The sequence below is a fragment of the Bradyrhizobium sp. 14AA genome, assembly GCF_054185205.1.
Window position 1 is genome coordinate 249,748 of sequence record NZ_JAVAYM010000004.1, and the last position, 24,183, is coordinate 273,930.

The 24,183-nt window shown below is 65.1% G+C and carries 22 protein-coding genes and 1 pseudogene; 6 read left to right on the plus strand and 17 right to left on the minus strand.

Annotated features, from left to right (window positions below; genetic code table 11):
* Window positions 1-42: 42 nt before the first annotated feature.
* The 9 genes from miaB to murJ form a co-directional block, all read right to left on the minus strand.
* Window positions 43-1,437, minus strand: a complete 1,395-nt coding sequence (gene miaB, locus RAD15_RS11180; RefSeq protein ID WP_458177222.1) for a tRNA (N6-isopentenyl adenosine(37)-C2)-methylthiotransferase MiaB — start codon at window positions 1,435-1,437, stop codon at window positions 43-45.
* 191 nt (window positions 1,438-1,628) lie between these two features.
* Complete coding sequence (locus RAD15_RS11185) at window positions 1,629-2,309, minus strand: HAD family hydrolase (protein WP_458177224.1); 681 nt, start codon at window positions 2,307-2,309, stop codon at window positions 1,629-1,631.
* A 79-nt stretch (window positions 2,310-2,388) separates the two neighbouring features.
* Window positions 2,389-2,844, minus strand: coding sequence for a Fur family transcriptional regulator (locus tag RAD15_RS11190; protein WP_200470780.1), 456 nt, complete (start codon window positions 2,842-2,844; stop codon window positions 2,389-2,391).
* A 38-nt stretch (window positions 2,845-2,882) separates the two neighbouring features.
* Complete coding sequence (rimI, locus tag RAD15_RS11195) at window positions 2,883-3,368, minus strand: ribosomal protein S18-alanine N-acetyltransferase (protein ID WP_458177226.1); 486 nt, start codon at window positions 3,366-3,368, stop codon at window positions 2,883-2,885.
* On the minus strand, window positions 3,365-4,057 hold the full coding sequence (tsaB, locus tag RAD15_RS11200) for a tRNA (adenosine(37)-N6)-threonylcarbamoyltransferase complex dimerization subunit type 1 TsaB (RefSeq protein WP_458177399.1): 693 nt from the start codon (window positions 4,055-4,057) through the stop codon (window positions 3,365-3,367). Before tsaB ends, rimI begins: the two co-directional genes overlap by 4 nt.
* 288 nt (window positions 4,058-4,345) lie before the next feature.
* Window positions 4,346-4,915 (minus strand): NifU family protein, encoded by a 570-nt coding sequence (locus tag RAD15_RS11205; RefSeq protein WP_458177228.1) that lies wholly within the window; start codon window positions 4,913-4,915, stop codon window positions 4,346-4,348.
* A 168-nt stretch (window positions 4,916-5,083) separates the two neighbouring features.
* Entirely contained in the window at window positions 5,084-5,578 is a 495-nt protein-coding gene (locus RAD15_RS11210; protein ID WP_458177401.1) for a universal stress protein, read from the minus strand.
* A gap of 107 nt (window positions 5,579-5,685) precedes the next feature.
* Entirely contained in the window at window positions 5,686-6,738 is a 1,053-nt protein-coding gene (gene trpS, locus RAD15_RS11215) for a tryptophan--tRNA ligase (protein ID WP_458177230.1), read from the minus strand.
* Window positions 6,739-6,813: 75 nt separating this feature from the next.
* Window positions 6,814-8,364 (minus strand): murein biosynthesis integral membrane protein MurJ, encoded by a 1,551-nt coding sequence (gene murJ / locus RAD15_RS11220; RefSeq protein ID WP_458177403.1) that lies wholly within the window; start codon window positions 8,362-8,364, stop codon window positions 6,814-6,816.
* A gap of 124 nt (window positions 8,365-8,488) precedes the next feature.
* Here murJ and RAD15_RS11225 point away from each other — a divergent pair, with 124 nt between their 5' ends.
* On the plus strand, window positions 8,489-9,490 hold the full coding sequence (locus RAD15_RS11225; RefSeq protein WP_458177232.1) for an adenosine kinase: 1,002 nt from the start codon (window positions 8,489-8,491) through the stop codon (window positions 9,488-9,490).
* Window positions 9,491-9,644: 154 nt separating this feature from the next.
* Here RAD15_RS11225 and RAD15_RS11230 read toward each other — a convergent pair whose 3' ends face one another.
* Window positions 9,645-10,838: a serine hydrolase domain-containing protein gene (locus RAD15_RS11230; RefSeq protein WP_458177234.1), complete on the minus strand. Its 1,194-nt coding sequence runs from the start codon at window positions 10,836-10,838 to the stop codon at window positions 9,645-9,647.
* A gap of 343 nt (window positions 10,839-11,181) precedes the next feature.
* Here RAD15_RS11230 and RAD15_RS11235 point away from each other — a divergent pair, with 343 nt between their 5' ends.
* Together RAD15_RS11235 and RAD15_RS11240 are read left to right on the plus strand one after the other, a co-directional pair.
* The gene (locus RAD15_RS11235; protein WP_458177236.1) at window positions 11,182-11,502 is read left to right on the plus strand and encodes a hypothetical protein; all 321 of its coding nucleotides are present in this window, start codon (window positions 11,182-11,184) and stop codon (window positions 11,500-11,502) included.
* A 121-nt stretch (window positions 11,503-11,623) separates the two neighbouring features.
* Window positions 11,624-13,117 carry an NAD-dependent succinate-semialdehyde dehydrogenase gene (locus tag RAD15_RS11240; protein WP_458177238.1) on the plus strand — a complete coding sequence of 498 codons (1,494 nt, stop codon included), beginning with the start codon at window positions 11,624-11,626 and terminating at the stop codon, window positions 13,115-13,117.
* Between the two features lie 68 nt (window positions 13,118-13,185).
* Here the strand turns inward: RAD15_RS11240 and RAD15_RS11245 are convergent, their stop codons facing one another.
* From RAD15_RS11245 to RAD15_RS11260, 4 genes and pseudogenes are all read right to left on the minus strand, one after another.
* On the minus strand, window positions 13,186-13,620 hold the full coding sequence (locus RAD15_RS11245) for a hypothetical protein (RefSeq protein ID WP_458177240.1): 435 nt from the start codon (window positions 13,618-13,620) through the stop codon (window positions 13,186-13,188).
* Window positions 13,621-13,920: 300 nt separating this feature from the next.
* Window positions 13,921-14,402 (minus strand): annotated as a pseudogene (locus tag RAD15_RS11250) (cyclic nucleotide-binding domain-containing protein); the annotation flags it as partial.
* Between the two features lie 57 nt (window positions 14,403-14,459).
* Entirely contained in the window at window positions 14,460-15,374 is a 915-nt protein-coding gene (locus RAD15_RS11255; RefSeq protein WP_458177405.1) for a phosphoribosylaminoimidazolesuccinocarboxamide synthase, read from the minus strand.
* 63 nt (window positions 15,375-15,437) lie between these two features.
* The gene (locus RAD15_RS11260; protein WP_458177242.1) at window positions 15,438-16,355 is read right to left on the minus strand and encodes a pirin family protein; all 918 of its coding nucleotides are present in this window, start codon (window positions 16,353-16,355) and stop codon (window positions 15,438-15,440) included.
* Window positions 16,356-16,561: 206 nt separating this feature from the next.
* Between RAD15_RS11260 and RAD15_RS11265 the strand changes: the two genes are divergently transcribed.
* The gene (locus RAD15_RS11265; protein ID WP_458177244.1) at window positions 16,562-17,614 is read left to right on the plus strand and encodes a helix-turn-helix domain-containing protein; all 1,053 of its coding nucleotides are present in this window, start codon (window positions 16,562-16,564) and stop codon (window positions 17,612-17,614) included.
* Window positions 17,615-17,752: 138 nt separating this feature from the next.
* Window positions 17,753-19,180, plus strand: coding sequence for a serine hydrolase domain-containing protein (locus RAD15_RS11270; RefSeq protein WP_458177246.1), 1,428 nt, complete (start codon window positions 17,753-17,755; stop codon window positions 19,178-19,180).
* A 209-nt stretch (window positions 19,181-19,389) separates the two neighbouring features.
* On the opposite strand, the gene RAD15_RS11275 is transcribed toward RAD15_RS11270, so the two are convergent.
* Window positions 19,390-20,757, minus strand: a complete 1,368-nt coding sequence (locus RAD15_RS11275) for an MmgE/PrpD family protein (protein ID WP_458177248.1) — start codon at window positions 20,755-20,757, stop codon at window positions 19,390-19,392.
* Between the two features lie 137 nt (window positions 20,758-20,894).
* Here RAD15_RS11275 and RAD15_RS11280 point away from each other — a divergent pair, with 137 nt between their 5' ends.
* Window positions 20,895-22,010: an FUSC family protein gene (locus tag RAD15_RS11280; RefSeq protein ID WP_458177250.1), complete on the plus strand. Its 1,116-nt coding sequence runs from the start codon at window positions 20,895-20,897 to the stop codon at window positions 22,008-22,010.
* Window positions 22,011-22,029: 19 nt separating this feature from the next.
* On the opposite strand, the gene RAD15_RS11285 is transcribed toward RAD15_RS11280, so the two are convergent.
* Complete coding sequence (locus tag RAD15_RS11285) at window positions 22,030-23,343, minus strand: SMI1/KNR4 family protein (protein ID WP_458177252.1); 1,314 nt, start codon at window positions 23,341-23,343, stop codon at window positions 22,030-22,032.
* Window positions 23,344-23,501: 158 nt separating this feature from the next.
* Window positions 23,502-24,152, minus strand: coding sequence for a DUF6064 family protein (locus RAD15_RS11290; protein WP_458177254.1), 651 nt, complete (start codon window positions 24,150-24,152; stop codon window positions 23,502-23,504).
* Between the last annotated feature and the right edge of the window lie 31 nt (window positions 24,153-24,183).

A 24,183-nucleotide genomic window follows, 5' to 3' on the forward strand; every position in this document is an offset into this window, starting at 1 on the left:
GGAGCGATAGAAGACGAATCCGATGCGCTTTTGGGCAAGGGTTCAGGCTCCAGTGGCTTGCGATAAAGCGGGCTCACGCGCGCCATGTGGCGTCACGAGCTCGCCGAGGAAGCTGTAGCGTTCGAGGCTGTCGATCCGGACCGGCAGGATTTGTCCGATGATGTCGGGCGAAGCCATCACATGTGCTGGCTGGAGGAATGCGGTGCGGCCGACGATCTGACCGTCCTTGCGGGCCGGACGCTCGAACAGCACGTCGACCGTTGAGCCAATCGCGGCCTTGTTGAAGGCCGATTGCTGGCTGTCGATCAGTTCCTGGAGCCGCTCCAATCGCTGGTCCATCTCGGCGGGGGACACCGTCTCCTGCATGTCCGCGGCCGGCGTTCCCGGCCGGGCGGAGTATTTGAACGAATAAGCCGCAGCGTAGCCGATTTGCGTGACAAGCGCGAGAGTGGCGAGAAAATCTTGCTCGCTCTCGCCGGGGAAGCCCACGATGAAATCTGATGAAAAAGCAATGTCTTGGCGCGCGGCCCGGAAACGGTCGATAACACGCCGATAATCATCGGCGGTATGTTTCCGGTTCATGGCGGCCAGAATCCGGTCCGAACCCGACTGCACCGGCAGGTGCACGAACGGCATCAGCGAATCGAGATCGCGATGGGCAGCAATCAAACTGTCATCGACATCGCGGGGATGGCTGGTCGAGTAGCGCAGCCGCGCGATGCCGGGAATTGTCGCCAGATGCTCGAGCAGCCGGCCGAGCGGCCAGCTTGTCCCGTCCGGCCCCTCGCCATGATAGGCGTTGACGTTCTGCCCGATCAGCGTGAGCTCGCGCACGCCGTTGTCGGCAAGGCGTTTCACGTCGTCGACGATCTTCGCGACAGGGCGCGAGACCTCCGAACCGCGCGTATAGGGCACGACGCAGAAGGTGCAGAACTTGTCGCAGCCTTCCTGCACGGTGACGAACGCCGAAATGCCGCGCGCGCGGATCGCATCGGGCTTGGGCTGAGCCAGGAAGCCGAACTTATCCTGAGCGGGAAATTCGGTCTCGATCGCGCGGCCTTCATTGCCGGCGCGCTTCAAGAGATCCGGCAAATGGTGGTAGCTCTGCGGCCCGACCACGACGTCCACGACCGGCGCGCGGCGCACGATCTCCTCGCCCTCGGCCTGGGCCACGCAGCCGGCGACCGCGATCTGCATGGTGCGGCCGTGACGCGCGGCGTCGTCCTTGGCAACGCGCAGCCGTCCGAGCTCGGAATAGACCTTTTCGGAGGCCTTCTCGCGGATATGGCAGGTGTTGAGGATGACGAGGTCGGCGTCCTCGGCGTTCGCCGTCTCCACGAATCCTTCCGGGGCCAGCGTGTCCACCATGCGCTGGGCATCGTAGACGTTCATCTGGCAGCCATATGATTTGATGTGCAGCTTGCGCGGCGGCGTCATGGAACCCGGAATTGAGGTGGAGGACGGCCCTCAAATATAGGCTGGAGGGACGAAAATCCAGCGAATGGAGCCCCCCAAACGGTCATTCCGGGGCGCGACGCAGTCGCGAACCCGGAATCTCGCACCAAAACCTCTGGATTCCGGGTTCACGCGCTCCGCGCGTGCCCCGGAATGACAGTAAAAGGGCGAAATCAGCCCGTCAGGGCGTCCGCCTCGACCCGCCGGACCAGCTCCGGCAGCTGATGCATGTCGGCGAAGGTCAGGTCGGCGCCGGCCCGCCGCAAGGTCTCGGCATGGCCGGCCCCGCAATGGCTACCACCGTAAAAGCCAAACACCTTCATCCCGGCCGCCCGCGCCCCGGCGATGCCGGCAAGGCTGTCCTCGATCACGACACAGCGCTCGGGCGACACGCCCATTTCCCTGGCAGCAAACAGAAACAAATCTGGTGCGGGTTTGCCGTTTGTCACCTGCGACGACGAGAAGATGTTCGGTGCAAGGCGTTCATGAAGTCCCGTGCTTCCGAGACTCACCTGCATGCGCTGATGCGAGCCGCTCGAAGCGACGCAGACACGTTGCGTCACGACGTCGAGCACGTCGTGGATGCCGCGGATCGCCTCGAGGTCAGCTTCGAATGCGCGAAACAGCTGGTCCTGCAGATCGCCGTGATAGGCTTCGGGCAGCTTGCGGCCGAGCTCGGTCTCGATCTCGAGATTGGCCTGTTTCGTCGAACGGCCGAGAAAGCGCTCGGACACCTGCTCCATGGTGATCGGATAGCCGTGCTTGGTCAGTGCATCCGCATGGGCGCGACAGGAGATCGCCTCGCTGTCCACGAGCACGCCGTCGCAATCGAAGATGATGAGATCTATTGGCACTAAGGCATGATCCGGAAAAGTGTGGAGCGGTTTTCCCGCGCGACAAACGCGGAAGGCGTTTGCGCGGAGATCATGCCACTCAAGACGTCGGCTTGTCGTCGTCGAGCGGGACGCAATAGAGCTCGAGCCGGTGATCGACCAGCTTGTAGCCGAGCTTGCGGGCGATCTCCGCCTGAAGCTTCTCGATCTCTTCGGAGGTGAACTCGATCACCTTGCCGTCGCGCAGGTTGATGAGGTGGTCGTGGTGGCTGTCACGCATCGTCTCGTAGCGCGCCCGGCCCTCGCGGAAATCATGGCGTTCGATGATACCGGCGTCCTCGAACAGTTTTACGGTGCGATAAACGGTCGAGATCGAGATCTTGTCGTCGACGGCGACGCAGCGCCGGTACAGTTCCTCGACATCGGGATGATCGACTGCCTCCGCGAGCACGCGGGCAATGACGCGGCGCTGCTCGGTCATGCGCATGCCGGTGGCGGCACAGCGCGCCTCGATGCCGGACGCCTTGGATGCGGAGGAAGGTTTAAGTCCAGTCATGTGTTGTCTGCCTGACGAGGCGCTTTCTGCCATCAATATTACGACAAGTCACGTCGCATCAGAAGGGCGTTCAATTGTTCCCCGTTCGGCTGCTTATAGTAGCGTTCGCGGCGTCCGACCACCATGAATCCGGCCCGATCGTAGAGCCGCCGCGCCGGCTGGTTGTTCTCCTCGACTTCGAGAAATATCGTGCGCACGCCGCGCCCGGCGAGGTGGCCGAGATGGGTCATCAGCAGCGTGCGGGACAGGCCGCGGCCGCGATGGGCCTGGTCGACCGCGACCGAGAGGATCTCCGCCTCGTCCGCACCGATCCGCGACACCGCAAAGCCGATGATCTTGCGGCCGAGGCGCAATCGATGCACGAGCGTGTTGCGCTCACTGACCATGCTCTCGAACTCGCCTTCGCCCCAGCCGTGCGCGAAGGAAGCGCCATGAAGCTGCGCCAGCTGTGCAGCATCGCGCACGGAAGCCGGCTCGACGGCGGCCGTGCCGCCGTGCCACCATTCCGACAGCCATCTCATCATGAGCTTGCGGCTTGTGCGAGCGGCGGAGTTGCGGCCGGCTTTGCGTCGGGCGCCTTCAGATAGAACGGCCGCGCCGGGTTCGTCTCGGGATCGGCCGCCGCGCCAAGCCACGCGACCCAGCTGATGTCGGGCGCGGGCTGCGCGTCGACCGCAACGGGCTGCGGCGCATCCTTCGGCCAGCGCTCCGCGAGAAGATTTGCCGCGTTGCCGACCAGATGCGGCGCGCCGAATTGCGAGGCAGCGATCGCCTCGTCGATCGCAGCGACGCGCGGCCGCACCAGCTGGCTGCCGTCACCGGCGACGATCTGGAAATAGACGTGGTCGTGCCGTGCGTCGATCGCCGAGATCACGGGAGCCGATTTGCTCTGGCCGACGATGGCTGCGGCATAAGCCGATAATGTCGTCAGCCCGACGGCCGGTCGTTTCGCCGCAAGCGCAAGGCCGCGCGCGGCGGAAATGCCGACGCGCAGGCCGGTGAAACTGCCGGGGCCGACGGTAACCGCGATGCGGTCGAGCGAGGTGAAGGCGAGATTGGCCGATTGCATGACGCGCGCGATCATCGGCATCAGCGCCTCGGCGTGGCCGCGCTTCATGAGCAACTGCTCCTGCGCGAGGAGCTCGCCGGCGTCGGTATCGAGCACGGCGGCAGCGCACGCTTCGAGCGCGGTATCGATGGCAAGGATCAGCATGGACAAGCGAATGGCGCGTGGTGAATAGAGAGCAGTCTAGCGAACCAAACGCCTATCCGCCATTCGTCACGCACGATTTGCAGGCCCCCGATATGCCCTACTTCGTAGGCTGGGCAAAGCGAAGCGTGCCCACCACTGCTGTTTCATCTCGATCGGTGGGCACGGCGCAAGCGCGCCTTTGCCCACCCTACTGCACTGTCATTCCGGGATGGTGCGTTAGCACCAGACCCGGAATCTCGAGATTCCGGGTTCGGTCCTGCGGACCGCCCCGGAATGACGATTACATCGTCACATCGGCCGGACTTCGACCACGTCGGGCACGAAATGCTTGAGCAGGTTCTGGATACCGTGCTGGAGCGTTGCGGTCGAGGACGGGCAGCCCGAGCAGGCGCCCTTCATGTTGAGATAGACGATGCCGTCCTTGAAGCCGCGGAAGGTGATGTCGCCGCCGTCATTGGCGACGGCCGGCCGCACGCGGGTCTCGATCAGGTCCTTGATCATGTCGACGGTCTCGGCGTCGGACTCGTCGAAGAATTCGTCCTCGTCGTCGAGATTGGCATCGCTGGTGGCCGCACCGTCGGCGAGCAGCGGCGCGCCGGACATGTAGTGCTCCATGATGGCGCCGAGGATCGCGGGCTTGAGCTGCTGCCATTCACCGTTCGCCTTGGTCACGGTGATGAAATCCGATCCGTAGAACACGCCGGTGACGCCGGGCACCTCGAACAGCTTTTCGGCCAGCGGCGAACGTGTCGCCGATTCGCGGCTCGCAAATTCCATCGGGCTGCCGTCGACCACGACGCGGCCGGGAATGAACTTCAGCGTGGCGGGATTGGGGGTGGCTTCGGTTTGAATGAACATGGTTTTCTCCAGACGTCGCCGGTTCAAGGCCGGCGCGTGCTCTATCCACTAGCAGATGGCGACGGTGAACGCACGATCAAGGGGATGAAAGGGCGTTCTGTAGTTATATCAGCGAGTTAGGTGCGCACTTACCCTCCCCTGGAGGGGGAGGGTAAGAAGAGCAGCAGCCTACGACAGCGAATCCACGCTTTGGTCGCTCAGTGCGCCCGAGATGATCGTCACCGGCACCGGGAACGAGCCCAGCGCATGCGCCAGCAGCGTGACCAATGGCCCCGGCCCCTCCGCGCCGGGGTTGGCGGCGAGCACCAGCATGGCGATATCCGGGTCCTCGTCGATCACTCCGAGCAGTTGTTCCATCGCGGCGCCTTCGCGGATGACGCGCTCCGGGGTGATCGCGGCGATGCCGTTGGCCCGGCCGGCGGCGCGGTCCAGTGCGGCGTCGGCGGCTTCAAGAGCCTCGGCTCGCATGATCTCGGCAACGCCCAGCCATTCCTGGTTCTGCTCTTCAGGCTCGATGATGCGCAGCATCACCACGCCGCCGCCGGCACGGATCGCCCAGCGGCTGGCGTAATAGACCGCGCGATCCCATTCGGCGGTCTCGTCGACAACGACGAGGCATTTGGGCTTGTGACCCGGCTCGAAGCAAAGTCGCTTGCTGGTCATGCATGTCCCGGAATGTGCACGGCCGGCATGCTGCCACACTCGCCCTCGCTTTGGGAGAGGGGAAGCGGCCGGCGCCGTGGCGCAGGCCGATTTCGCATCAGCGACGGTCAGCGCCGGCGGATGAAGCCGACGATGTCCTTCGAGAGGTTCATGGTCTCTTCGGCGATGGCGCGGGCCCGGTCGGAGCCTTCGTTCAGGATCGCATCGATATGGCCGGGATCGGCGACCAGGCGCTTCATCTCGCCGGCGATCGGCGCGAGCTTGGTGACGCACAGCTCCGCCAGCGCGTTCTTGAAGCTGGAGAACTGGCCGGCGCCGAATTCGCGCAGCACATCCGCCTTGGGCCGGCCGGAGAGCGCGGCGAAGATGCCGACGAGATTGTCGGCTTCGGGACGGGCTTCCAGGCCCTTCTCCTCGGTCGGCAACGGCTCCGGATCGGTCTTCGCCTTGCGGATCTTCTGCGCGATGGTGTCGGCGTCGTCGGTCAAATTGATGCGCGAATTGTCCGACGCATCCGACTTCGACATCTTCTTGGTGCCGTCGCGCAGGCTCATCACGCGCGTCGCCGGGCCCGTGATCAGCGGTTCCGGCAGCGGGAAGAACAGGCCGTCATTGGCGCCCTGGCTGCGAATGGAGTCGCCGAAATCGTTGTTGAACTTCTGCGCGATGTCGCGCGAGAGCTCGAGATGCTGCTTCTGGTCCTCGCCAACCGGAACATGGGTGGCGCGGTAAAGAAGAATGTCGGCGGCCATCAGCACGGGATAATCGAACAGGCCGACGGAGGCGTTCTCGCGGTCCTTGCCGGCCTTCTCCTTGAACTGGGTCATGCGGCCGAGCCAGCCCATGCGCGCGACGCAGTTGAAGATCCAGGCGAGCTCGGCGTGTCCGGAGACCTGGCTCTGGTTGAACACGATGTGCTTCTTCGGGTCGATGCCGCTGGCGATGAACGCGGCGGTCACCTCGCGGGTGTTGCGCGCGAGCTCGGCCGGTCCGCCCCAAACGTCCACGCCCTGCGTGATCGCGTGCATGTCGACGACGCAATAGATGCAGTTGTGAGTTTCCTGCATCTTCACGAAATTGACGATGGCGCCGAGGTAATTGCCGAGGTGCAGATTGCCCGTCGGCTGGACGCCCGAAAAGACCCGTTCAACGAATGGCATGGTAAGCTTTTCCTGGAAGGTACCGGCCGTCGTTTCCAACAGCGGCGCTGCCCCGTCAAGGGTAATTCGATAGTCTTACGCGCCGGGCTCGGCCCGGGCCGGGCGCTTGAGCGCGTTAACCGCCTCGCGCCAGGAGGCCGCGCCGAGGATTTGCAGGAGGAGGCCGTAGACAGCGATCCCGGCGCCGATCTGCAGGCCCAGCACGATGAAGCGGATGAGGCCGTGCGCGTCTGAGGGCGCAAGCCTCGTCGTCAGCCAGAGCAGGGCGCCCATGGCGGCCGCGGCCAGCACGATCCGCGGCAGCCGCTTGCGGGCGGCGGCGTCGACCGAGAAGCCGAACTCGCTGGTGCCTTTCCGGAGCAGGGAGATCGCGCTGCTCCAGGCGCCGGCCGCGATGCTCGCCGCGATCCCGCCTGCACCCAAGAAATGACCGAGCAGGACGGCGAGCGCGATCGCGACCACAAAACCTTTGGCCGTGGCGAGCAGCGGCGTCATCGTGTCGCCGCGGGCATAGTAGGCCGGCGACAGCGCCTTGATCAGCACATGGGCCGGCAGGCCCAGCGCCAGCCACATCAGCGCGTGCGCCGTGGCGATGCTGTCATCGGCGCCGAACGCGCCATGCTCGAACAACAGCCGCACGATCGGCTCGGCCAGCACGATGAGACCGAGCGTGGCCGGCAGCGCCAGCCCGGTCGCGAGTTCCAGCGCGCGCGATTCCGCATGCGCCACCGCGTCGCGATCACCGCTACCCATCGCGCGCGTCAGCTCCGGCACCAGCACCGTGCCCATGGCGACGCCGACGATGCCGAGCGGCAGCTCGATCAGGCGGTTGGCGAAATAGAGCCAGGACACCGCGGACGGCGTTGCCGAGGCGATGATTGCGCCCGCCACCATCAGCCATTGCGGGCCCGAGCTTGCGATCATGCCGGGAATGGCCGTGGCGAAGAAGCCACGCATCTCCTTGTCAAAACTCACACGCAAGGGTGTCGCAAGGCGCGCGCTGCGCTGCGAGCCCAGCATCACCAGTTGCAGCAGGCCGGCGATGCCGACGGTTGCCGCCAGCGTCCACGCGGCGACGACGGCCTCGCTCTGCACCAGCAAAAGGGCTGCGATCGCAATGATCAGGGCGATGTTGAACAGCAGCGGCGAGAACGCCGTGAGCGCAAAGCGTCCCTGCGCATTCAGCAGTCCCATCAGCACCGTGACGGGACCGGCGAACGCGAGATAGGGCAGCATCAGCCTCGCGTTCTGGACGGCGAGATCGAGCGTGCCGCTGCCGAGAAACCCGGGCGCGATCACCGTGATGATCAGCGGCATCACCAGCGCTATCACGATCGAGATCGCGATCAAGGCTGCGCTGACCGTGCCGAGCACGCGTCCCGCGAAGGCAGATGCGGCCTCCGCGCCATCGCGATCACGGACGCGCAGCCAGGCCGGGATCAGCGCCGCATTCAGTGCCCCCTCGCTGAGCAGCCGGCGCACCACGTTGACGAGCTGGAATGCGGCCAGAAACGCGTCCGCCACCGCGCCCGTGCCCAACAGTGCGGCAATCATGGAATCGCGCGCAAAGCCCAGCAGGCGCGAGGCCAATGTTCCCGTCGAGACGGTCAGGAAGGAGCGGATCATTGCTTTCAAGAATACCGTTGCTTGCCCGCGAAGGCCCGGTCGTGATAGGCCGCGAGCCGGATTTCAGACCGACAGGAAGCGGATTTCCGCAGGGATCGCAATCCGCCAAACAGGATCAAGGTGAATGGCTGACGTGAAATATGACGTTCTCGGCATCGGCAACGCGCTGTTCGACGTGCTGGTCAGGACCGACGAGGCTTTTCTGGCCAAGCACGGCATGACCAAGGGCAGCATGTCCCTGATCGACGAGGCGCGGGCCGCTGCGATCTACGCCGACATGGGCCCGGCGACCGAAGTCTCGGGGGGATCTGCCGCCAACACCATCGTCGGCATCGGCAGCCTGGGGGCGCGTGCCGCTTATGTCGGCAAGGTCAAGGACGACCAGATCGGCAAGCTCTACGTCCACGACATCCGCGCCGCCGGCGTTGCCTTCAACACACCCGCCGCGACGGACGGTCCCGCCACCGGCTGCTCCTACATCCTGGTCACCGGTGACGGCGAGCGCACCATGAACACCTATCTCGGTGCCGCGCAGGATCTGTCGCCCGCCGATATCGACCCGGCCGAGATCGCCGGCGCCGGCATCGTCTATCTCGAGGGCTATCTCTGGGATCCCAAGAACGCCAAGGACGCCTTCGTCAAGGCGGCCAAGATCGCCCATGACGCCAAGCGCAAGGTGGCGCTGACGCTGTCGGATTCCTTCTGCGTAGATCGCTATCGCGACGAGTTTCTCTCACTCATGCGCAACGGCACCGTCGACATCGTCTTCGCCAACGAGTCCGAGCTGCACTCGCTCTACATGACGTCGGACTTCGACACCGCGCTGAAGCAGCTGCGCAACGACGTCAATCTCGGCGTCGTCACTCGCAGCGAGAAGGGCTGCATGGTGGTGTCGGTGGAAGACGCCGTCGCCGCGCCGGCATTCCCGGTGAAGCAGGTGGTCGATACGACGGGCGCCGGCGATCTCTTCGCCGCAGGCTTCCTGTATGGCCTCGCGCGCAACCTGCCCTACAAGCAGTGCGGCGAGCTCGGCGCGCTCGCCGCCGCCGAAGTGATCCAGCACATCGGCGCGCGTCCGCTTGTGTCGCTGAAAGAGCTCGCCGAGCAGCGCGGGCTGACGGCGTAGGTTCGTCCCTCATTTTCCGCTGTCATCGCCCGGCTTGTCCGGGCGATCCAGTATTCCACAGGCGGTTGTGATTGAATCGAGAAGCTGCGGCGTACTGGATTCCCCGCTTTCGCGGGGAATGACAGTGTTCGTGTAGGAAGAGCCTGCAGGCCCCTCACGCCGCCTTCTTTCCGCTGCCCGCATCGAGTCCGGCATAGACGCCGCGCTCGAAGCCCGCGAATGCCTCCAGACACTTTCCATCCGCGAACGGCAAGAGCTGCATCAGGATCACGCCGGTGACGTCGCGCGCCGGGTCGATCCAGTAGTAGGTGTTGGCGAGGCCCGCCCAGGCGAGGCTGCCTGCGCTGCGTCCCTCGGCCGTCTTGGCGGTGTTGATCATGAAGCTGAGGCCCCACTTCTTCACCTGCTCCGGATAGAGATCGACGTCGTTGGTGTATATCGGCGCCGCCGTGGTCATCTTGGTCATGTTCAGATCGCCCATCTGGTTCTGTCCCATCGTGGCGACCGTCTCGGCCTTCAGCACCTGATTGCCGTTGCCGCGGCCCTTGTTCAAGATCATCTGGGTGAACTTGATGTAGTCGGCCGCGGTCGCATAGAGGCCGCCGCCACCCATGTGGAATTCCGGATTCTGCTCGAGCTCGAACGGGATCGATGCGAGCTGGCCGTCCTCGCCGCGCGCATGCATGCCGACGAGGCGCTTGCGCATGTCGTCGGTGATCTTGAAAGCGGTGTCGCTCATGCCGAGCGGGGCGAACAGATTGTCGCGCAAATAGGCATCGAGCCGCTTGCCGCTGGCGGCCTCCACGGCCTTGCCGACGAAGTCGATATTGGTGCCGTATTCCCAGCGCGTGCCGGGATCGGTCATCACAGGCGTCTTCAGCGCCGCGTTCTGGCAGGTGATGATCCCGGGCGTGCCGGTCTTCTCCATGTAGACGGCGAAATCGCGATTCCACATGTCGTAGCAGAAGCCGGCGGTGTGGGTCATGAGCTGGCGCAGCGTGATCGGCCCCTTCGCCGGGCGCAGCTTCGGCTCGCCCTTGGCATCGAAGCCGTCGAGCACCTGCGGCTTGGCGAGGTCGGGCAGCACCGAGCCGATCGGCGCATCCAGCGAGAGCTTGCCCTGCTCGACCAGCTGCATCGCGCCTGCTGATGTCACCGCCTTCGTCATCGAGGCGATCCAGAACACGCTGTCCGCGGTCATTGCGTCCGGCTTGGACAGGTCGCGCTTGCCGAACGCGCCCTGATACAGCACGTCGTTACCGCTGGCAGCGATGGCAACGACGCCGGGAATCTCCTTGGCGTCGCTCTTCTGGCGCAGGATCTCGTCGATCTCAGCTTGGCTTTGCATACGCGTTTCCTCCGGTTTGATTATTGTTGGAAGTGATCGATTGTCCTCCTGCATGCCGCGCGCGGCAAGCGCATCCATGGACCTGCGCCGGTCGCGATGTCGTGACTTGACGGTCCGCGCCCCACGCAGGACGACATCCGGGCTGAACTGCAACACTCCGTCACAAACTGCGGTGAATGGCCGCGACGAGCCGTGACCGTGGATGGGCACTGGCGATATGTTTCGAGTGTTTGAAGCACTTGAAACATTTTGTGCGTTGCGGCGTTCAGCACCGGCCCAATCGACGGCCGTCGTTAAGACTTGATGCAAATTTGGCGGCCATCGGCCGCGAGGGGGACCTCAGATGATTTCGACCTGGAGCGAATGGAAGCGCTATCCCCGTCCCGGACGGGGCGACAATCTCGAAGCGCCGATCGCGCCCGGCATCTACGAGGTCCGCATCGCCGGCACCGGCGCGCTGTATTCGTTCGGCGCGGTCGACAATCTGGCGCAGTCGCTGGCGCTGCTGCCGGTCGGCTCGAAAAACTGGTTCGGCCGCCGGGATACGTCCGACGTGCCCGATCTCGAATACCGGACCTGCGCGACCTCCTCGAAGTCCGACGCCAAGGCGGCCGCCGAGCGCATGATCGGTCGGCGCGAAACCTATATGAGCGGCGCGGCGTAACTTCGCGGCTCCCAGGTTAGCTGCCAGCAGATGTGCGTTGCGGGGCGGTGCATTGCGCACCGTCTGTCCCTATATTCCGGCGGATCCGATCGCCCCAATTGATCGTCCGAGGAGCAACGCCATGACCCCGACCGCCGCCGCACGCGCCCAGCACGCCACCGCCACCCTGCGCGACCGGCTGAAGGACCCTTCGCTCCTGAAGGAGGCCTGCTACATCGACGGCGCCTGGGTCGGCACGCCGGTGTTCGCCGTCAACAATCCCGCCACCGGCGTCGAGCTTGCCAAAGTCCCGCAGCTTGGTGCCGACGATACGACGAAAGCCGTTGAAGCGGCCCAGCGCGCCTTTCCGGCCTGGGCCAAGCACACCGCCAAGCAGCGTTCCAACATTTTGCGCAAATGGTTCGAGCTGATCATCGCCAACCGCGAGGACCTCGCGCTGATCCTCACCTCCGAACAGGGCAAGCCGCTGTCGGAAGCGCTCGGCGAGGTCGATATCGGCGCCGCCTATATCGAGTTCTTCGCCGAGGAAGCCCGCCGCGTCTATGGCGAGACCATTCCGACGCAACGCCCCGATGCGCGTCTGCTCGCGATCAAGCAGCCGATCGGCGTCTGCGGCGCGATCACGCCGTGGAATTTTCCGAACTCGATGATCACGCGCAAGGTCTCGCCGGCGCTCGCGGCCGGCTGCACCGTGGTGCTGAAGCCCGCCAACGAGACGCCGCTGTCGGCCTTGGCGCTGGCCGTGCTCGCCGAGAAGGCCGGCATTCCCAAGGGCGTGCTCAACATCCTCACCGGCGACGCACCGCCGATCGGCAAGGTGCTGTGCGAGCATCCGGCGGTGCGCTTCGTCGGCTTCACCGGTTCGACCGCCGTCGGCAAGATCCTCTACCAGCAGGCCTCCGTCGGTGTGAAGCGGCTCGGCCTCGAGCTCGGCGGCAATGCGCCGTTCGTGGTGTTCGACGACGCCGACATCGATGCGGCAGTCGAAGGCGCCATCGTCTCGAAATACCGCAACATGGGTCAGACCTGCGTCTGCGCCAACCGCCTCTACGCCCAGGACAAGATCTACGACGAGTTCGTGCAAAAACTGTCGAAGAAGGTCGCGGCGATGAAGATCGGCGACGGCACCGAGAGCGGCGTCACGCAAGGGCCTCTGATCAATCTGAAAGCGGTCGACAAGGTCGAGCGGCACATTGCCGACGCGGTCAAGCGCGGCGCCAAGGTCGTCACGGGCGGCAAGCGCAGCGAGCTCGGGCGCTCGTTCTTCGAGCCGACCGTGCTCGCTGATGTGAAGCCCGACTCGCTGGTGTCGCAGGAAGAGACCTTCGGCCCGCTCGCGCCGGTGATCCGCTTCAAGGACGAGGCCGACGTGATCGCGATGTGCAACGCCTCGCCGTTCGGTCTGGCCTCGTACTTCTACTCCCGCGATCTCGGCCGCGTCTGGCGCGTCGCCGAAGCGCTGGAATCCGGCATGGTCGGCGTCAACACCGGGCTCATCACCACGGAAGTCGCGCCCTTCGGCGGCGTCAAGGAAAGTGGTCTCGGCCGCGAGGGTTCGCGTCACGGCATGGAAGAATATGTCGAGATCAAATATGTGATGATGGCAGGGATCTGACCGGCAGGAGGCGACTCGAAAGCCGCCTCCTGCTCCTCTCGTTTGCGCCGCTACTGACAGCGATACATCTACTGGCAGCGATACATCCGGCCGTCTTCCATCTTGGTCATCGTACCGGGCGTGCAGACCATGCCGTTTCGCTTGCGCCAGTCCTCCGGCGAGTAGGCGTAGGAGGCGTAAGGACCGCTATTCGTATAATAGCCCGTACCCGCGTAGGGGCCGGTCCCCCAACCCGGTGACGTTGCGGCGACCGCGGCGGCCGTGCCAACTGCTGCGGCGCCTGCCCCGACTGCGGCGGCACCGTATCCGTATGCGGCTCGCCGCGTCTGTCGACGCGCCACGCCAGCAACGCTCACGGGAGTCAGCGGCCGACCGACCCGCGCCTGCGCACTGTCGACCGACATCGAGACGCCGTGTTCCTCAGACCAGGCGAAGGAGAACAACGCCGCGCAGGTGAACGTCGAGACTGCTATTGCAATTCTTGTCGCACGTGTACGTGTCATGTTTCGTCTCCATTGTTGCCTTCCAAATGCGCTTTCGCTGTCCAGGGGCCGCTGCGCGGTCCCTGGAGTTTTCCTCGCGCTGGTCTGGAGGGGCGTGCAACCGAAACCGTTTGCGCTTGGCGCAAGCGGCGGCATGAGCGATTGCGATAGAAGAAGCTTCATCGGAAGCACGCCCGGTCGTGCTCGGAGAGCCAATGGTACGCAGGATCATATTGGAAATCGGCGCCAGGAGCTATTGCCCCAACGCACCGCAATGGGTCACGCCAACTGCCTTATCAGAGGGGCTGGTGGCGCAAAATCTCACCGCCTGAGCACCGCGATCGTCCGGTTCGCAAATGTCAGCCGCTCGGCCATCACCGACACGAAATAGGTCAGCAGCTTGTGGCTGAGTGCGGGGTCCTCGTCCCTGATCGCGTCGAACTGGTGCGTGTTGAGCACGTAGAGCACGCTGTCGACCTCGGCCTAGATCGCCGCGCTGCGCGGGGTGCGTGACACCAGGCCCATCTCGCCGATCGTGGTGTAGCGGCCGAGGCTGCGTACGCGCGTGGTGCGGTCGTCCTCGGCGGGGACCATGATGCCGACACGGCCGTCGAGAATGAAATGCATGGAATCGGCGCGGGCGCCGGCCTGCACGATGACCTCGCCGGCTTCGACCTCGATGCGCTGGCAGCGGCGGATCAGCGCGTCGGCGTCGTCCTCGCTCTCGAGCATCCCAGTGAATCAGTCGCGCGGGCTTCTTCCTGCGCCAGCCCCTGATGCTGCGAGATGATCTCGTTCTCGCACATCAGCGAATTAGTGAACATGCACAGCAATGACGGAGCTTGCGGCAGCAGCGGAGCCTAAATCTTCAGCTCCGTCCCCGTCACGCGCCGATACGCTTCCAGATACCGCTTGCTGGTCGCGTCGACCACGCTCGCGGGCAACGGCGGCGGCGGGGCGTCGCCGTTCCAGCGGCCGGCGCGGCGTTCGACGTCGAGATAATCGCGCAGCGGCTGCTTGTCGAAGCTCGCCTGCGGCTGGCCGGGCTTGTAGGCGTCGACCGCCCAGAAGCGCGACGAATCCGGCGTCATGACCTCGTCGATCAGGATGATGCGGCCGTCCTTGTCGCGGCCGAACTCGAACTTGGTGTCGGCGATGATGATGCCCTGCTCGCGTGCGAGCTCTTCGCCGAGCGTGTAGACCGCGCGCGTCATGCTCTCGAGCGTGTAGGCGACCTCGTCGCCGACCACTTCGCGCATCTTCGCGATGGTGATGTTCTCGTCATGGCCGGTCTCGGCCTTGGTGGCCGGGCTGAAGATCGAAGGCTCCAGCTTCTCGCTCTCGACGAGGCCCGCCTTCAGCTTCTCGCCCGCGAGCGTGCCGCTGGCCGCGTATTCCTTCCAGGCGGAGCCCGAGAGATAGCCGCGGATCACGCATTCGATCGGAAACACGGTGGTGCGGCGGGACAACATGGCGCGGCCGAGGATCTCTGCACGGTGCGGCTTCAATGCCGGCACGGCCGCGATGATCTCGTCGGTGTCGGCGCTGATCATGTGATGCGGCACCACGCCTTCCAGCCTGTTGAACCAGAACGCGCTGATCTGGGTCAGCACCGCGCCCTTCATCGGGATGGTCTCGCCCATCACGACGTCGAAGGCGCTGATGCGGTCGGTGGTGAGAAGCAGCAGGCGGTCGTCGTCGACGGCGTAGATATCGCGCACCTTGCCGCGGCCGATCTTGGGCAGGGGCAGGTCGCTGGAGAGCATGGTGGTCATCTTCTGGGCCTTCACGCGAAAAATCCGGCAGCGCCTGATGGCGCGGCCGGGCACCGGATTAGCCTATTCCGGCAGCGGAATGAACTCATGTTCCTGCGGAACCGCGGCGAAGCGGCCGGTTTTCCAGTCCTGCTTGGCCTGCTCGATCCGCTCCTTGCTGGAGGAGACGAAATTCCACCAGATGTGGCGCGGGCCCTCCAGCGCATCGCCGCCGAGAAACATCATCCGCGTCGCCTTGAGCGCCTTCACGGTGATGCGGTCGCCGGGCCGGAAGATCAGGAGCCGCGGCCCCTCGTAGCGCTCGTTGGCGATCTCGACCTCGCCGTCGACGACGTAGATCGCGCGCTCCTCATGGTCAGGATCGAGCGGCACGCTCGCGCCCGCCACCGCCGTGACCTCGGTGTAGAACCAGGGCGAGACCATCGACACGGGCGAGGTGATGCCGAACGCCGAGCCCGCGATGACCCGCGCGGTGAAATCGCGCTCGGAGATCATCGGCAGATCGCCCGCCGCATAATGCTGGAACGACGGCGCGATCTCTTCCGATCCCGCCGGCAGCGCGATCCAGCTTTGCAGTCCCAGCATCTTCTGCCCCGAGGCGCGCTGCGCATCCGGCGTGCGCTCGGAATGCGCGATGCCGCGTCCCGCGGTCATCAGGTTCATCGCGCCGGGTGCAATCTCCTGGACATTGCCCTCGCTGTCGCGATGCATGATCGCACCGTCGAACAGATAGGTGACGGTGGCGAGCCCGATATGCGGATGCGGCCGCACGTCCATGCCCTTGCCGGAGACGAACTGCACCGGCCCGAAATGATCGAAGAAGATGAACGGCCCGACCATCTGCCGCCTGCCATGCGGCAGCGCGCGGCGGACTTCAAATCCATCGCCGAGATCACGCGTGCGCGGCACGATGACGAGATCGAGCGCATCGCAGGACATGGGATCGCCGAGCACGGGATCGTTCGAGGGTTGCCAGCTCATGGTGGGCTCCTTTTGACTTTCTTGGGCCCGATCGTAGCAGGAATTTGCGGAATCGTCGCGGCTCCATACTCCGCTGTCATGCCCCGCCTAGTGTGCGCAATTGCGCACAAGGCGGGCGATGACACCTGTGGTGCGGATGGTCCTTGAAAAACCCAGCCCAACGAACGATGTTCGGCTGGTTCCAACCACTCCGATCGCATCGCCCGATGACCCTTGCCGCAACAGAGCTCGCCTTCCGCGCCGCCAGCGTCGCGTTGCTGCTGGTGCTGGCCGCGTCATTGCTCTCCGATTTCCGCAACGTGCTGGCGGCCCGTCTCGGCGCCGCCTTCGCGCTCGGTTCGGCCGCGCATGCGGCGAGCTATTCGGTCGGCATCTCTTCCCTGGTCGTGGGCTGGCATGCGCCGCTGATTGCGCTGTCGACCGGCAACATCGTGGTGTTCTGGCTGTTCACGCGTGCGCTGTTCGACGATGGGTTTCGCCTGCGCTGGTGGCACGGATTGATATGGGGACTGGTCACCGCCTTCAGCTTCGCAGGCTGCGTCTGGATTGCACCGGGCGGCCACGTGCGGTTCTCCGTGACCGTGGTCAATCTGATCGTCCTCGGCTTCATCGCGCTCGCGGCGGGGCAGACGATCAAATCGTGGTCGGGCGATCTGGTCGAGCGTCGCCGCCGGGTTCGTGTGTTCATCGTCTGCGCAGCCGCGCTTTATGGCGGCTTGAACGCGCTGCTTCAGATCGTCGTTGTCGGTCGCGAGGTCGGCGATGTCGCCAACACCATCAATGCCGGCGTGCTCGCCTGCGTCGTTGCGGCCATTGCGTGGGGGGTGATGCGTGTTGATGGCGCCGACCTGTTTCCAGTTGCCGCGGAGACTGCGCCGGCGATCGCGCCAAGCCAGCCCGCAGAGGCCGAGGACGCCGCCGACCAAAAGCTGATCGACGCTCTGATGCGCCTGATGGCGGACGAACGGGTCTATCGCCAGGAGAACATCACCATCGGCGCGCTGGCGAACCGGCTGAAGATTCCCGAGTACCGGCTGCGCCGGCTGATCAACCAGCGGCTCGGCTATCGCAACTTCAACGTCTTCCTCAACAACCACCGGATCGAGGAGGCCAAGGCTGCACTCGCCGATCCCGCCCAGGCCGAGGTCCCCGTCATCACCATCGCGATGGATGCCGGCTTCCAGTCGCTGGGGCCGTTCAACCGCGCCTTCAAGGCGGTGACAGGCGTGACGCCAACCGAGTACCGACGGCTCAATTAAGCTAATGGAATCATGAGAAAATTCCAAAACCGGCAAGCCTCGTCCGGTTTCGGCGAGGCCGTATTTCAAATCCGGCGAGCCGATATCGCGTGAACGCTGCTTCGTCTCCGGCACACCACCCGAAGCCGGAGAAAGCCCGTGACCCGCCGCCGCAAGATCATCCTCCTCACCACCACCATCGCCTGTGCCGGCCTCGCGCTCGGCGCCGCTCGCGCCCGCGACATGCCCAGGGTCGCGACCGGCTTCATCGCCGACATCCTGTGCTCGGAGACATTTGTCTCCGGCCTCGATGTCAGGCGCAACTTTGCCGAGACCACCGACGCCATGCCCGGGACCGGCCTGATCACCTGGGCGATGGACTATCAGGTCGACCGCGCACGCAAGGACGTCACCGTGACGCTGTTCGGCCTCGGCCGCAGCCATGCCGTCTATCGCGAAGGTCTCGGCTGCACGCTCGACCACGGCGCGGCGCTCGCCGATGTGGCGGTGCCGACCGACGACAGGCAGCCGGCATTGCTGCCCGAGATCGCCGGTTCCGCGATCGTGTTGCCGCAAATCGAAGAGCTGGCCGCTGCGCTCGACCGCGCCTTCACCGAGCCCGCACAGCCGCCCTATCGCCGCACCCGCGCCGTCGTGGTCATGAAGTCAGGCCGCGTCATCGCCGAGCGCTATGCCGACGGTATCGGGCCGGAGACGCCGCTGCTCGGTTTCTCCATGACGAAATCGGTGATCTCGGCGCTGACTGGCGTGCTGGTGCGCCAGGGCAAGCTGAAACTGGACGGCCCCGCGCCGGTCGCTGCCTGGAACAATCCGGATGATCCGCGCCATGCCATCACCGTCGACCAGCTCTTGCGCCACACTGCGGGCCTTGCGCTCGGCAGCTCGCTGCAGGCTTCGCTCGGCTCCGCCTTCGAGCCGGTCAACCGGATGAAGTTCGTGGAAGCCGACATGGCGGCCTATGCCGAGAGCATCCCGCTCGCGACGGCGCCCGGCACGGCGTGGAAATATCACGACGGCAACATCCTCATTCTCGCGCATTTGATCCGCGTTGCTGCCGGCGGACATCCCGCGGACGCATTGCGCTTCGCGCGCCGCGAATTGTTCGCGCCGCTCGGCATGCGCAATGTCGTCCTTCAGCTCGATGGCGTCGGCACGATCGAGGGATCGAGCGAGATGCTCGCATCCGCGCGCGACTGGGCGCGCTTCGGCCAGCTCTATCTCAATGACGGCGTCGCCGGCGGAAGGCGCATTCTCCCCGAGGGCTGGGTGAGTTACTCCGCCACTGCCACGCCAAATGCCTGGGTTGGCATCGGCGCCGGCTTCTGGACCAATCAAGGCGAGAGCTTTGGTGCGAATTTTCGTATCGCGCACGGCTGGCCGCGCGATGCCTTCTTCGCCAAGGGCACGATAGGGCAATACACCATCGTGGTTCCGTCGGAGCGTCTGGTCATTGTGCGGATGGGGCGTTCGCCGAACGCGCCGCCGGAAGCGGACGGCGTGTTCGATCTGGTGCGCGATGTGGTCGCCGCGACGCAAGAGAAGGGGAGGATGGTGGGGGTGGATTGATGCGGCAGAACGAAGCGTCGCCTTTTCTTTCCTTCTCCCCTTGTGGGAGAAGGTGGCGCGCCGCGCCGGATGAGGGGTCTGCCTCCGCGAACTCAACTGCGTGAGAGGTGTGCTCGCGGAAAGAGACCCCTCACCCGTCTCGCCGCGCTCGCGGCGAGCCACCCTCTCCCGCAAGGGGAGAGGGAAAGAGCGCGCCGCCGCTCTAGCGACTACCTCCCCAGCTCCGTCGCCTTCGCCACGCGATCGAACCGCTCCAGCGTCATGATCGCGTCCGCGAACTTCTCCGCGCGGGCGTTCAGCACCGGGCGGGCCAGCGTCAGGAACTTCTGCTGCATCGCCTGCGCGTCGGGGAATGAGGTCGGCTCTCCGGACGGATCGGCGTAGAGCCGCTCATGCACGCCATCGTCCGTGGTGATACTCACGCGCGCGCCAAAGGGATGGGTGCGGCCGATTTCGAGCCGGTCGTCCTGCACCACGTCGAACTTGTCGGCGAGCGCGTCGATCGCGGCATCGCCGAGGCGGTTGTAATCGTCCCAGCCAAATGAGCCCTGGTCGAGCGCCAGCGCGCCGGTGAAGAACATCGAGAACTGGCCGCCGACGATCGAGGTCGGATGGCGCTTGGTCGCGGCATCGCCGGTCAGCGTGATGCCGTTCCGATGCAAACCGATCTCGACGCGCTTGACCTGGTCGGGCGTCAGATTGTGCTCGCGCCGCATCGCGATCAGCGCGTCGATCGCCGCATGGGTGTAGCGGCAGCTCGGATACGGCTTCACGCCGATCTTCATGGTCTCGTAAGTCTTGCCGAGTTCGGCGACGGCCTTGCCGGGATGCGCATCGTCGGTGTAGCCGGCGAGCAGGCCGTGCTTGCCCTCGACCGATTCCGTCGCGCCGACGAAATCGTTGCGCGCCAGCGTCGCCGCGATCACGCCGTTCATCGCGGCGGCGCCGACCTGGTAGCGCTTGTTCCAGCCGCCGTTGACGAGGAATTGCAGCGAGCCCGCGGCCTGGCTACCGGAGACGCCGAAGGCGGCGATGAGCTGCTGTTCGCTGAGACCGAACAGTTTTCCGGCCGCCGCCGCCGCGCCATAGGTGCCGGCGGTCGCGGTCGGGTGGAAGCCGCGCGCATAATGCGAGGTCGGGTCGAGCGCGTTGCCGAGCCGGCAGCAGACCTCATAGCCCGCGACGATCGCGGTCAGCACATCGCGGCCCGATGCGCCGACCATCTCGCCGACGGCGAAGGCGGCCGGAACCACCGGTGCACTCGGATGCAGCGAGGAATCCGCATGCGTATCGTCGAAGTCGAGGGAATGGCCGAGCGCACCGTTGAGCAGTGCCGCCACCGCCGGCGTCCAGGTCTTGGTGTCGCCGAACACGGTGGACTCGCCCTTGGTGTCGAGCGCGAGCGCCTCCAGCATCTTCAGGATCGAGGGGGTCGATTCCGCCTCGCTGCGGGCGCGGATCGCGCTGCCGAGGAAGTCCAGCGTCAGCACTTTGGCCCGGTCCAGCACCTCCGCCGGAATATCCTGGTATTTCAGGTTGAAGACGTAGGCGGCGAGCGTTGCGGTTTCGTGGGCCATCGTGTTTCCTCGTTTTGGCGCGCAAGTTAGGCGGGCTGATTTGGCCTTTCAAGCGGCCTTGGGGCCGCGGGCATCAGCTATGCTTTTGCTTGGCTCCAGTGCTTGGCTTTAAGAGAACGGGATCGGGACATTCGACGATGGCATTCGCAGGACAGGTGTGGGAACGGATCCGGTCGCGGCGGACGCAACTCGGGCTGGCGATCCGGGTCACGGTCGCCGCCACCGCGGCCTATGCGATCGCGACCGCGCTGCATCTCTTGCTGCCGCTCTGGGCGGTGCTGACCTCGCTGATCGTGACCCAGATGAGCGTCGGCCGCTCGCTGAAGGCGACGCGCGACTACATGCTCGGCACCATCGGCGGCGCGATCTATGGCGGCGCCATCGCAATCCTGATCCCTTATTCCAGTGAGCTCGGGCTGCTGGGCTTGCTGGTGCTCTCCGTCGCCCCGCTCGCCTTCATCGCCGCGATCAATCCGAGCTTGAGTGCCGCCACGGTGACGGCGGTGATCGTGCTGCTGGTTCCGACCATGCATCATTCCGATCCGATGACCTCGGCGATCGATCGCGTCAGCGAGGTCGGCGTCGGCGCCGTCACGGGATTGCTGGTCTCGTTCCTGGTGCTGCCCTCGCGCGCGGTGCGGCAGATCCGCGCCAGCGCGGCTACGCTGCTCGAACTGATCGCCGATGCCTTCACCGAGCTGCTCGCGGGTCTCACGCGCGGCCGCGACAACGACGCGCTGCACCTGATACAGGACGGGATCGGCACCGCGATGGTGGGCATGAACGCCATCGGCGCCGAAGCCGAGCGCGAGCGCGCCGCGCGGCTGTCGAGCGGGCCCGATACCGGCCCGCTGCTGCGCACGGTCCTGCGGCTTCGCCACGACGTCGTGATGATCGGCCGCGCCACGGTGGTGCCGCTGCCGGTCGAGGTGCAGATGCGGCTCGCCGCTCCCTTGACGGAAGTCTCGACCATGATCGCGCGCTTCCTGCGTTCGGCCGCCGCGGCCTTGCGCGAAGGCGCCGGCGCGCCTGCGATCCATCCCGTCCACGTCGCGCTCCAGCACTACGCCGAGGCGGTCGCCGCCGTGCGTCAGGACGGTCTGCTCCGTGGCCACACCGGTGACACTGCCGAGCGCTTCTTCGCGCTCGGCTTCTCGCTGGAGCAGATGCACCAGAATCTCTGCGATCTCGACCGCGTCGTCGGCGAATGGTCGGAGACAGCAAGCGACAAGTCCGCGCGCGTGGCGGAATAAGCCAGAGCGTTTTCAGAGGCTAGAGATCGAAGAATGCGAGCTGTGCCGTGTCGCGCTGCTCGATACCGTCGGTCAGCGTCTTCAGCGCGACATCGAAGCTAGGCTGCTTCTGCTCCAGCTCCCACGCGCCGTCATGGTCCCATTGGAAACATTGGCCATAGCGCTCGCCGGGCTCGACATGGAGCAGCAGGCAGCGGCTGAGCTGTGACGGCTCGGCAACCGGCACCAGGTGCTTCAGCGAGACGCCGTACTCCTTGCGGAAATAAGCGCAGGCCTCTTCGAGCTCGTCCTCGGAATAGGCGATGAAATCAAGGACATTGCGCAGCTGCGTGGCCAGCTCGCCCGGTGCATAGAAGCGCAGCTCGGAGGAGGATTCGGGTAGCCGCACCAGCAATTCGACTTCGCCGCGTGCCAGCAGGAATTTGCGATAGTCGTCGGGCAGCCGGACGCCGAGCGCCTGCTCCGCCGCGTTGACGTCGGCTTCGCTCGCCGGCGTGCCGCGCTTCCAGCGCCAGCCTTTTGCAGATTTCTTCGCCTTGCGCCGCGCTTCGTATTCGGCATAGCCGGGAAGCGCCATGATGTCCTCGTAGCCGCCGAACCGGGACCATTGATAAGCATCGTCGAAGGCTTCCTCTCGCCGCTCGGGAAAATAGCCGCAGAGCAACTCGGCGCGCTTGAGGATGCGGTCCTGACTCGGCGCGATCTTGCACAGATGTTCGATCGTCTTCAGCGCTGCGTCGGGCTTATCGGCCTGCAGATAGGCATCGCTCAGCAATTCCAGGATGCGCCCCTCGAGGTCGCCCTCGTAGATCGACCAGGCATAATGCGGCTGCCCGGCGGCGCGCCGCGCAACAAGCGTGTCGCGCGCCTGTTCGGCGAGGCGCACCGCCTGCGCCGCACTGTCCCGGGCAGCATAGTCGCGGCGCGCGGCGTGCCAGAGATACAGCGGTTCATGCTCGGCCGGCGTGCCCTTGAGCGCGTCGAGCTGCCTGGCCTGCTCGGCCATCGGCGCCGCGAGCGCCAGGATCATCAGCTCATCCAGGCCCTTCTGCCAGTACGGCTTGACTTCCGGATCGGGCGGCAGGTCGCGCAGCGTATAGTTGGTGTGGATGGTCTCGACATAGCCGGCCGCGACGAGATCGGCGGCGCGACGGCGGAAGGCCGCGGCCGCGTCGGCAATGCCGGAAAATGTCTCGCGCAGAAATTCGTCCGCGTCGGGATCGCCCCTCCAGTTCATGTGGACGCCGATCACCATGGGGTCGCTGCCGGGGATCAGCATCAATTCGCGATCGTCGTCGCCGGGTGCGCGATGGAAGAATTTGGCCAGATGCATGCGACCTCCGAACGCGCCGCCGATATCGGGGCACCACGTCTCAGTCGTTCCCTCTGGGAAACCGGTTCATGCCACCATCTCGACCGCGTCGTCGGCGAGTGGTCGGGAGGGCGCGGCCGGCGAGCCGGAGAAGATCGCGGAGTGAGCTGGTGCTGGAACTAGCTGGTTGATGCTACTACCCGCCGGTCACGCTGGATCAGCAGTGCCAGAGAGATAACTCCAGCCACCAACAGCGCCCAGTCTTGCGGCACGCGGAGGAGTATCGCGGCGCTGCCGCCGACAAGCGACCATAGAAACGGGATCACAAGGACCCAGCGCGAGACCGGCTGTCTTGTCAGCAGCAACATACCGAAGCTGAAGATGGTGACGGGACACGGCGTGACCCCGAACATCGGCAGTTCGTTGGGGAGTTGACCCATCTCGAGGCCGAACAGGGGGTAGATCGCCGCCGCGTAGAATACGAACGCGACTCCGATAAATCCTTCTGTTCCCTCCTTGTAGCCGAAATCCATCCGGCTTTGGTACACACCGAAATGGATGAAGGCTGCGGCCTGGACGACAAACAGCGCGCCGAAAATATAGGCCAGCTTGTTGATCGATGCGAAGAAGGTCAGGTGATAGACAATCCCGGTCCATGCCCACATCGCCGCAAGAATGCTGGCGATGATCTGATCGGGCCATCTGCCCTTGCGAAACACCAGTGCGAAGGCCAGTCCGCCCAACAGATATGCGAGAACCTGCACCGGCCAGATTGCCCGGTTGTAGCTGGCAAAAACGCCAAGGAATTGCTCAATCGTGAACGGCAGCATGATCGCGGCTCCCTCCGGAGGAGACGCTATG

Coding starts and splice junctions, on each gene's coding strand:
- miaB (WP_458177222.1), bottom strand. CDS start 1,437: ATGACGCCGCCGCGCAAGCTGCACATCAAATCATATGGCTGCCAGATG.
- RAD15_RS11190 (WP_200470780.1), bottom strand. CDS start 2,844: ATGACTGGACTTAAACCTTCCTCCGCATCCAAGGCGTCCGGCATCGAG.
- rimI (WP_458177226.1), bottom strand. CDS start 3,368: ATGATGAGATGGCTGTCGGAATGGTGGCACGGCGGCACGGCCGCCGTC.
- tsaB (WP_458177399.1), bottom strand. CDS start 4,057: ATGCTGATCCTTGCCATCGATACCGCGCTCGAAGCGTGCGCTGCCGCC.
- RAD15_RS11205 (WP_458177228.1), bottom strand. CDS start 4,915: ATGTTCATTCAAACCGAAGCCACCCCCAATCCCGCCACGCTGAAGTTC.
- RAD15_RS11210 (WP_458177401.1), bottom strand. CDS start 5,578: ATGACCAGCAAGCGACTTTGCTTCGAGCCGGGTCACAAGCCCAAATGC.
- trpS (WP_458177230.1), bottom strand. CDS start 6,738: ATGCCATTCGTTGAACGGGTCTTTTCGGGCGTCCAGCCGACGGGCAAT.
- murJ (WP_458177403.1), bottom strand. CDS start 8,364: ATGATCCGCTCCTTCCTGACCGTCTCGACGGGAACATTGGCCTCGCGC.
- RAD15_RS11225 (WP_458177232.1), top strand. CDS start 8,489: ATGGCTGACGTGAAATATGACGTTCTCGGCATCGGCAACGCGCTGTTC.
- RAD15_RS11230 (WP_458177234.1), bottom strand. CDS start 10,838: ATGCAAAGCCAAGCTGAGATCGACGAGATCCTGCGCCAGAAGAGCGAC.
- RAD15_RS11235 (WP_458177236.1), top strand. CDS start 11,182: ATGATTTCGACCTGGAGCGAATGGAAGCGCTATCCCCGTCCCGGACGG.
- RAD15_RS11240 (WP_458177238.1), top strand. CDS start 11,624: ATGACCCCGACCGCCGCCGCACGCGCCCAGCACGCCACCGCCACCCTG.
- RAD15_RS11245 (WP_458177240.1), bottom strand. CDS start 13,620: ATGACACGTACACGTGCGACAAGAATTGCAATAGCAGTCTCGACGTTC.
- RAD15_RS11255 (WP_458177405.1), bottom strand. CDS start 15,374: ATGACCACCATGCTCTCCAGCGACCTGCCCCTGCCCAAGATCGGCCGC.
- RAD15_RS11260 (WP_458177242.1), bottom strand. CDS start 16,355: ATGAGCTGGCAACCCTCGAACGATCCCGTGCTCGGCGATCCCATGTCC.
- RAD15_RS11265 (WP_458177244.1), top strand. CDS start 16,562: ATGACCCTTGCCGCAACAGAGCTCGCCTTCCGCGCCGCCAGCGTCGCG.
- RAD15_RS11275 (WP_458177248.1), bottom strand. CDS start 20,757: ATGGCCCACGAAACCGCAACGCTCGCCGCCTACGTCTTCAACCTGAAA.
- RAD15_RS11280 (WP_458177250.1), top strand. CDS start 20,895: ATGGCATTCGCAGGACAGGTGTGGGAACGGATCCGGTCGCGGCGGACG.
- RAD15_RS11285 (WP_458177252.1), bottom strand. CDS start 23,343: ATGCATCTGGCCAAATTCTTCCATCGCGCACCCGGCGACGACGATCGC.
- RAD15_RS11290 (WP_458177254.1), bottom strand. CDS start 24,152: ATGCTGCCGTTCACGATTGAGCAATTCCTTGGCGTTTTTGCCAGCTAC.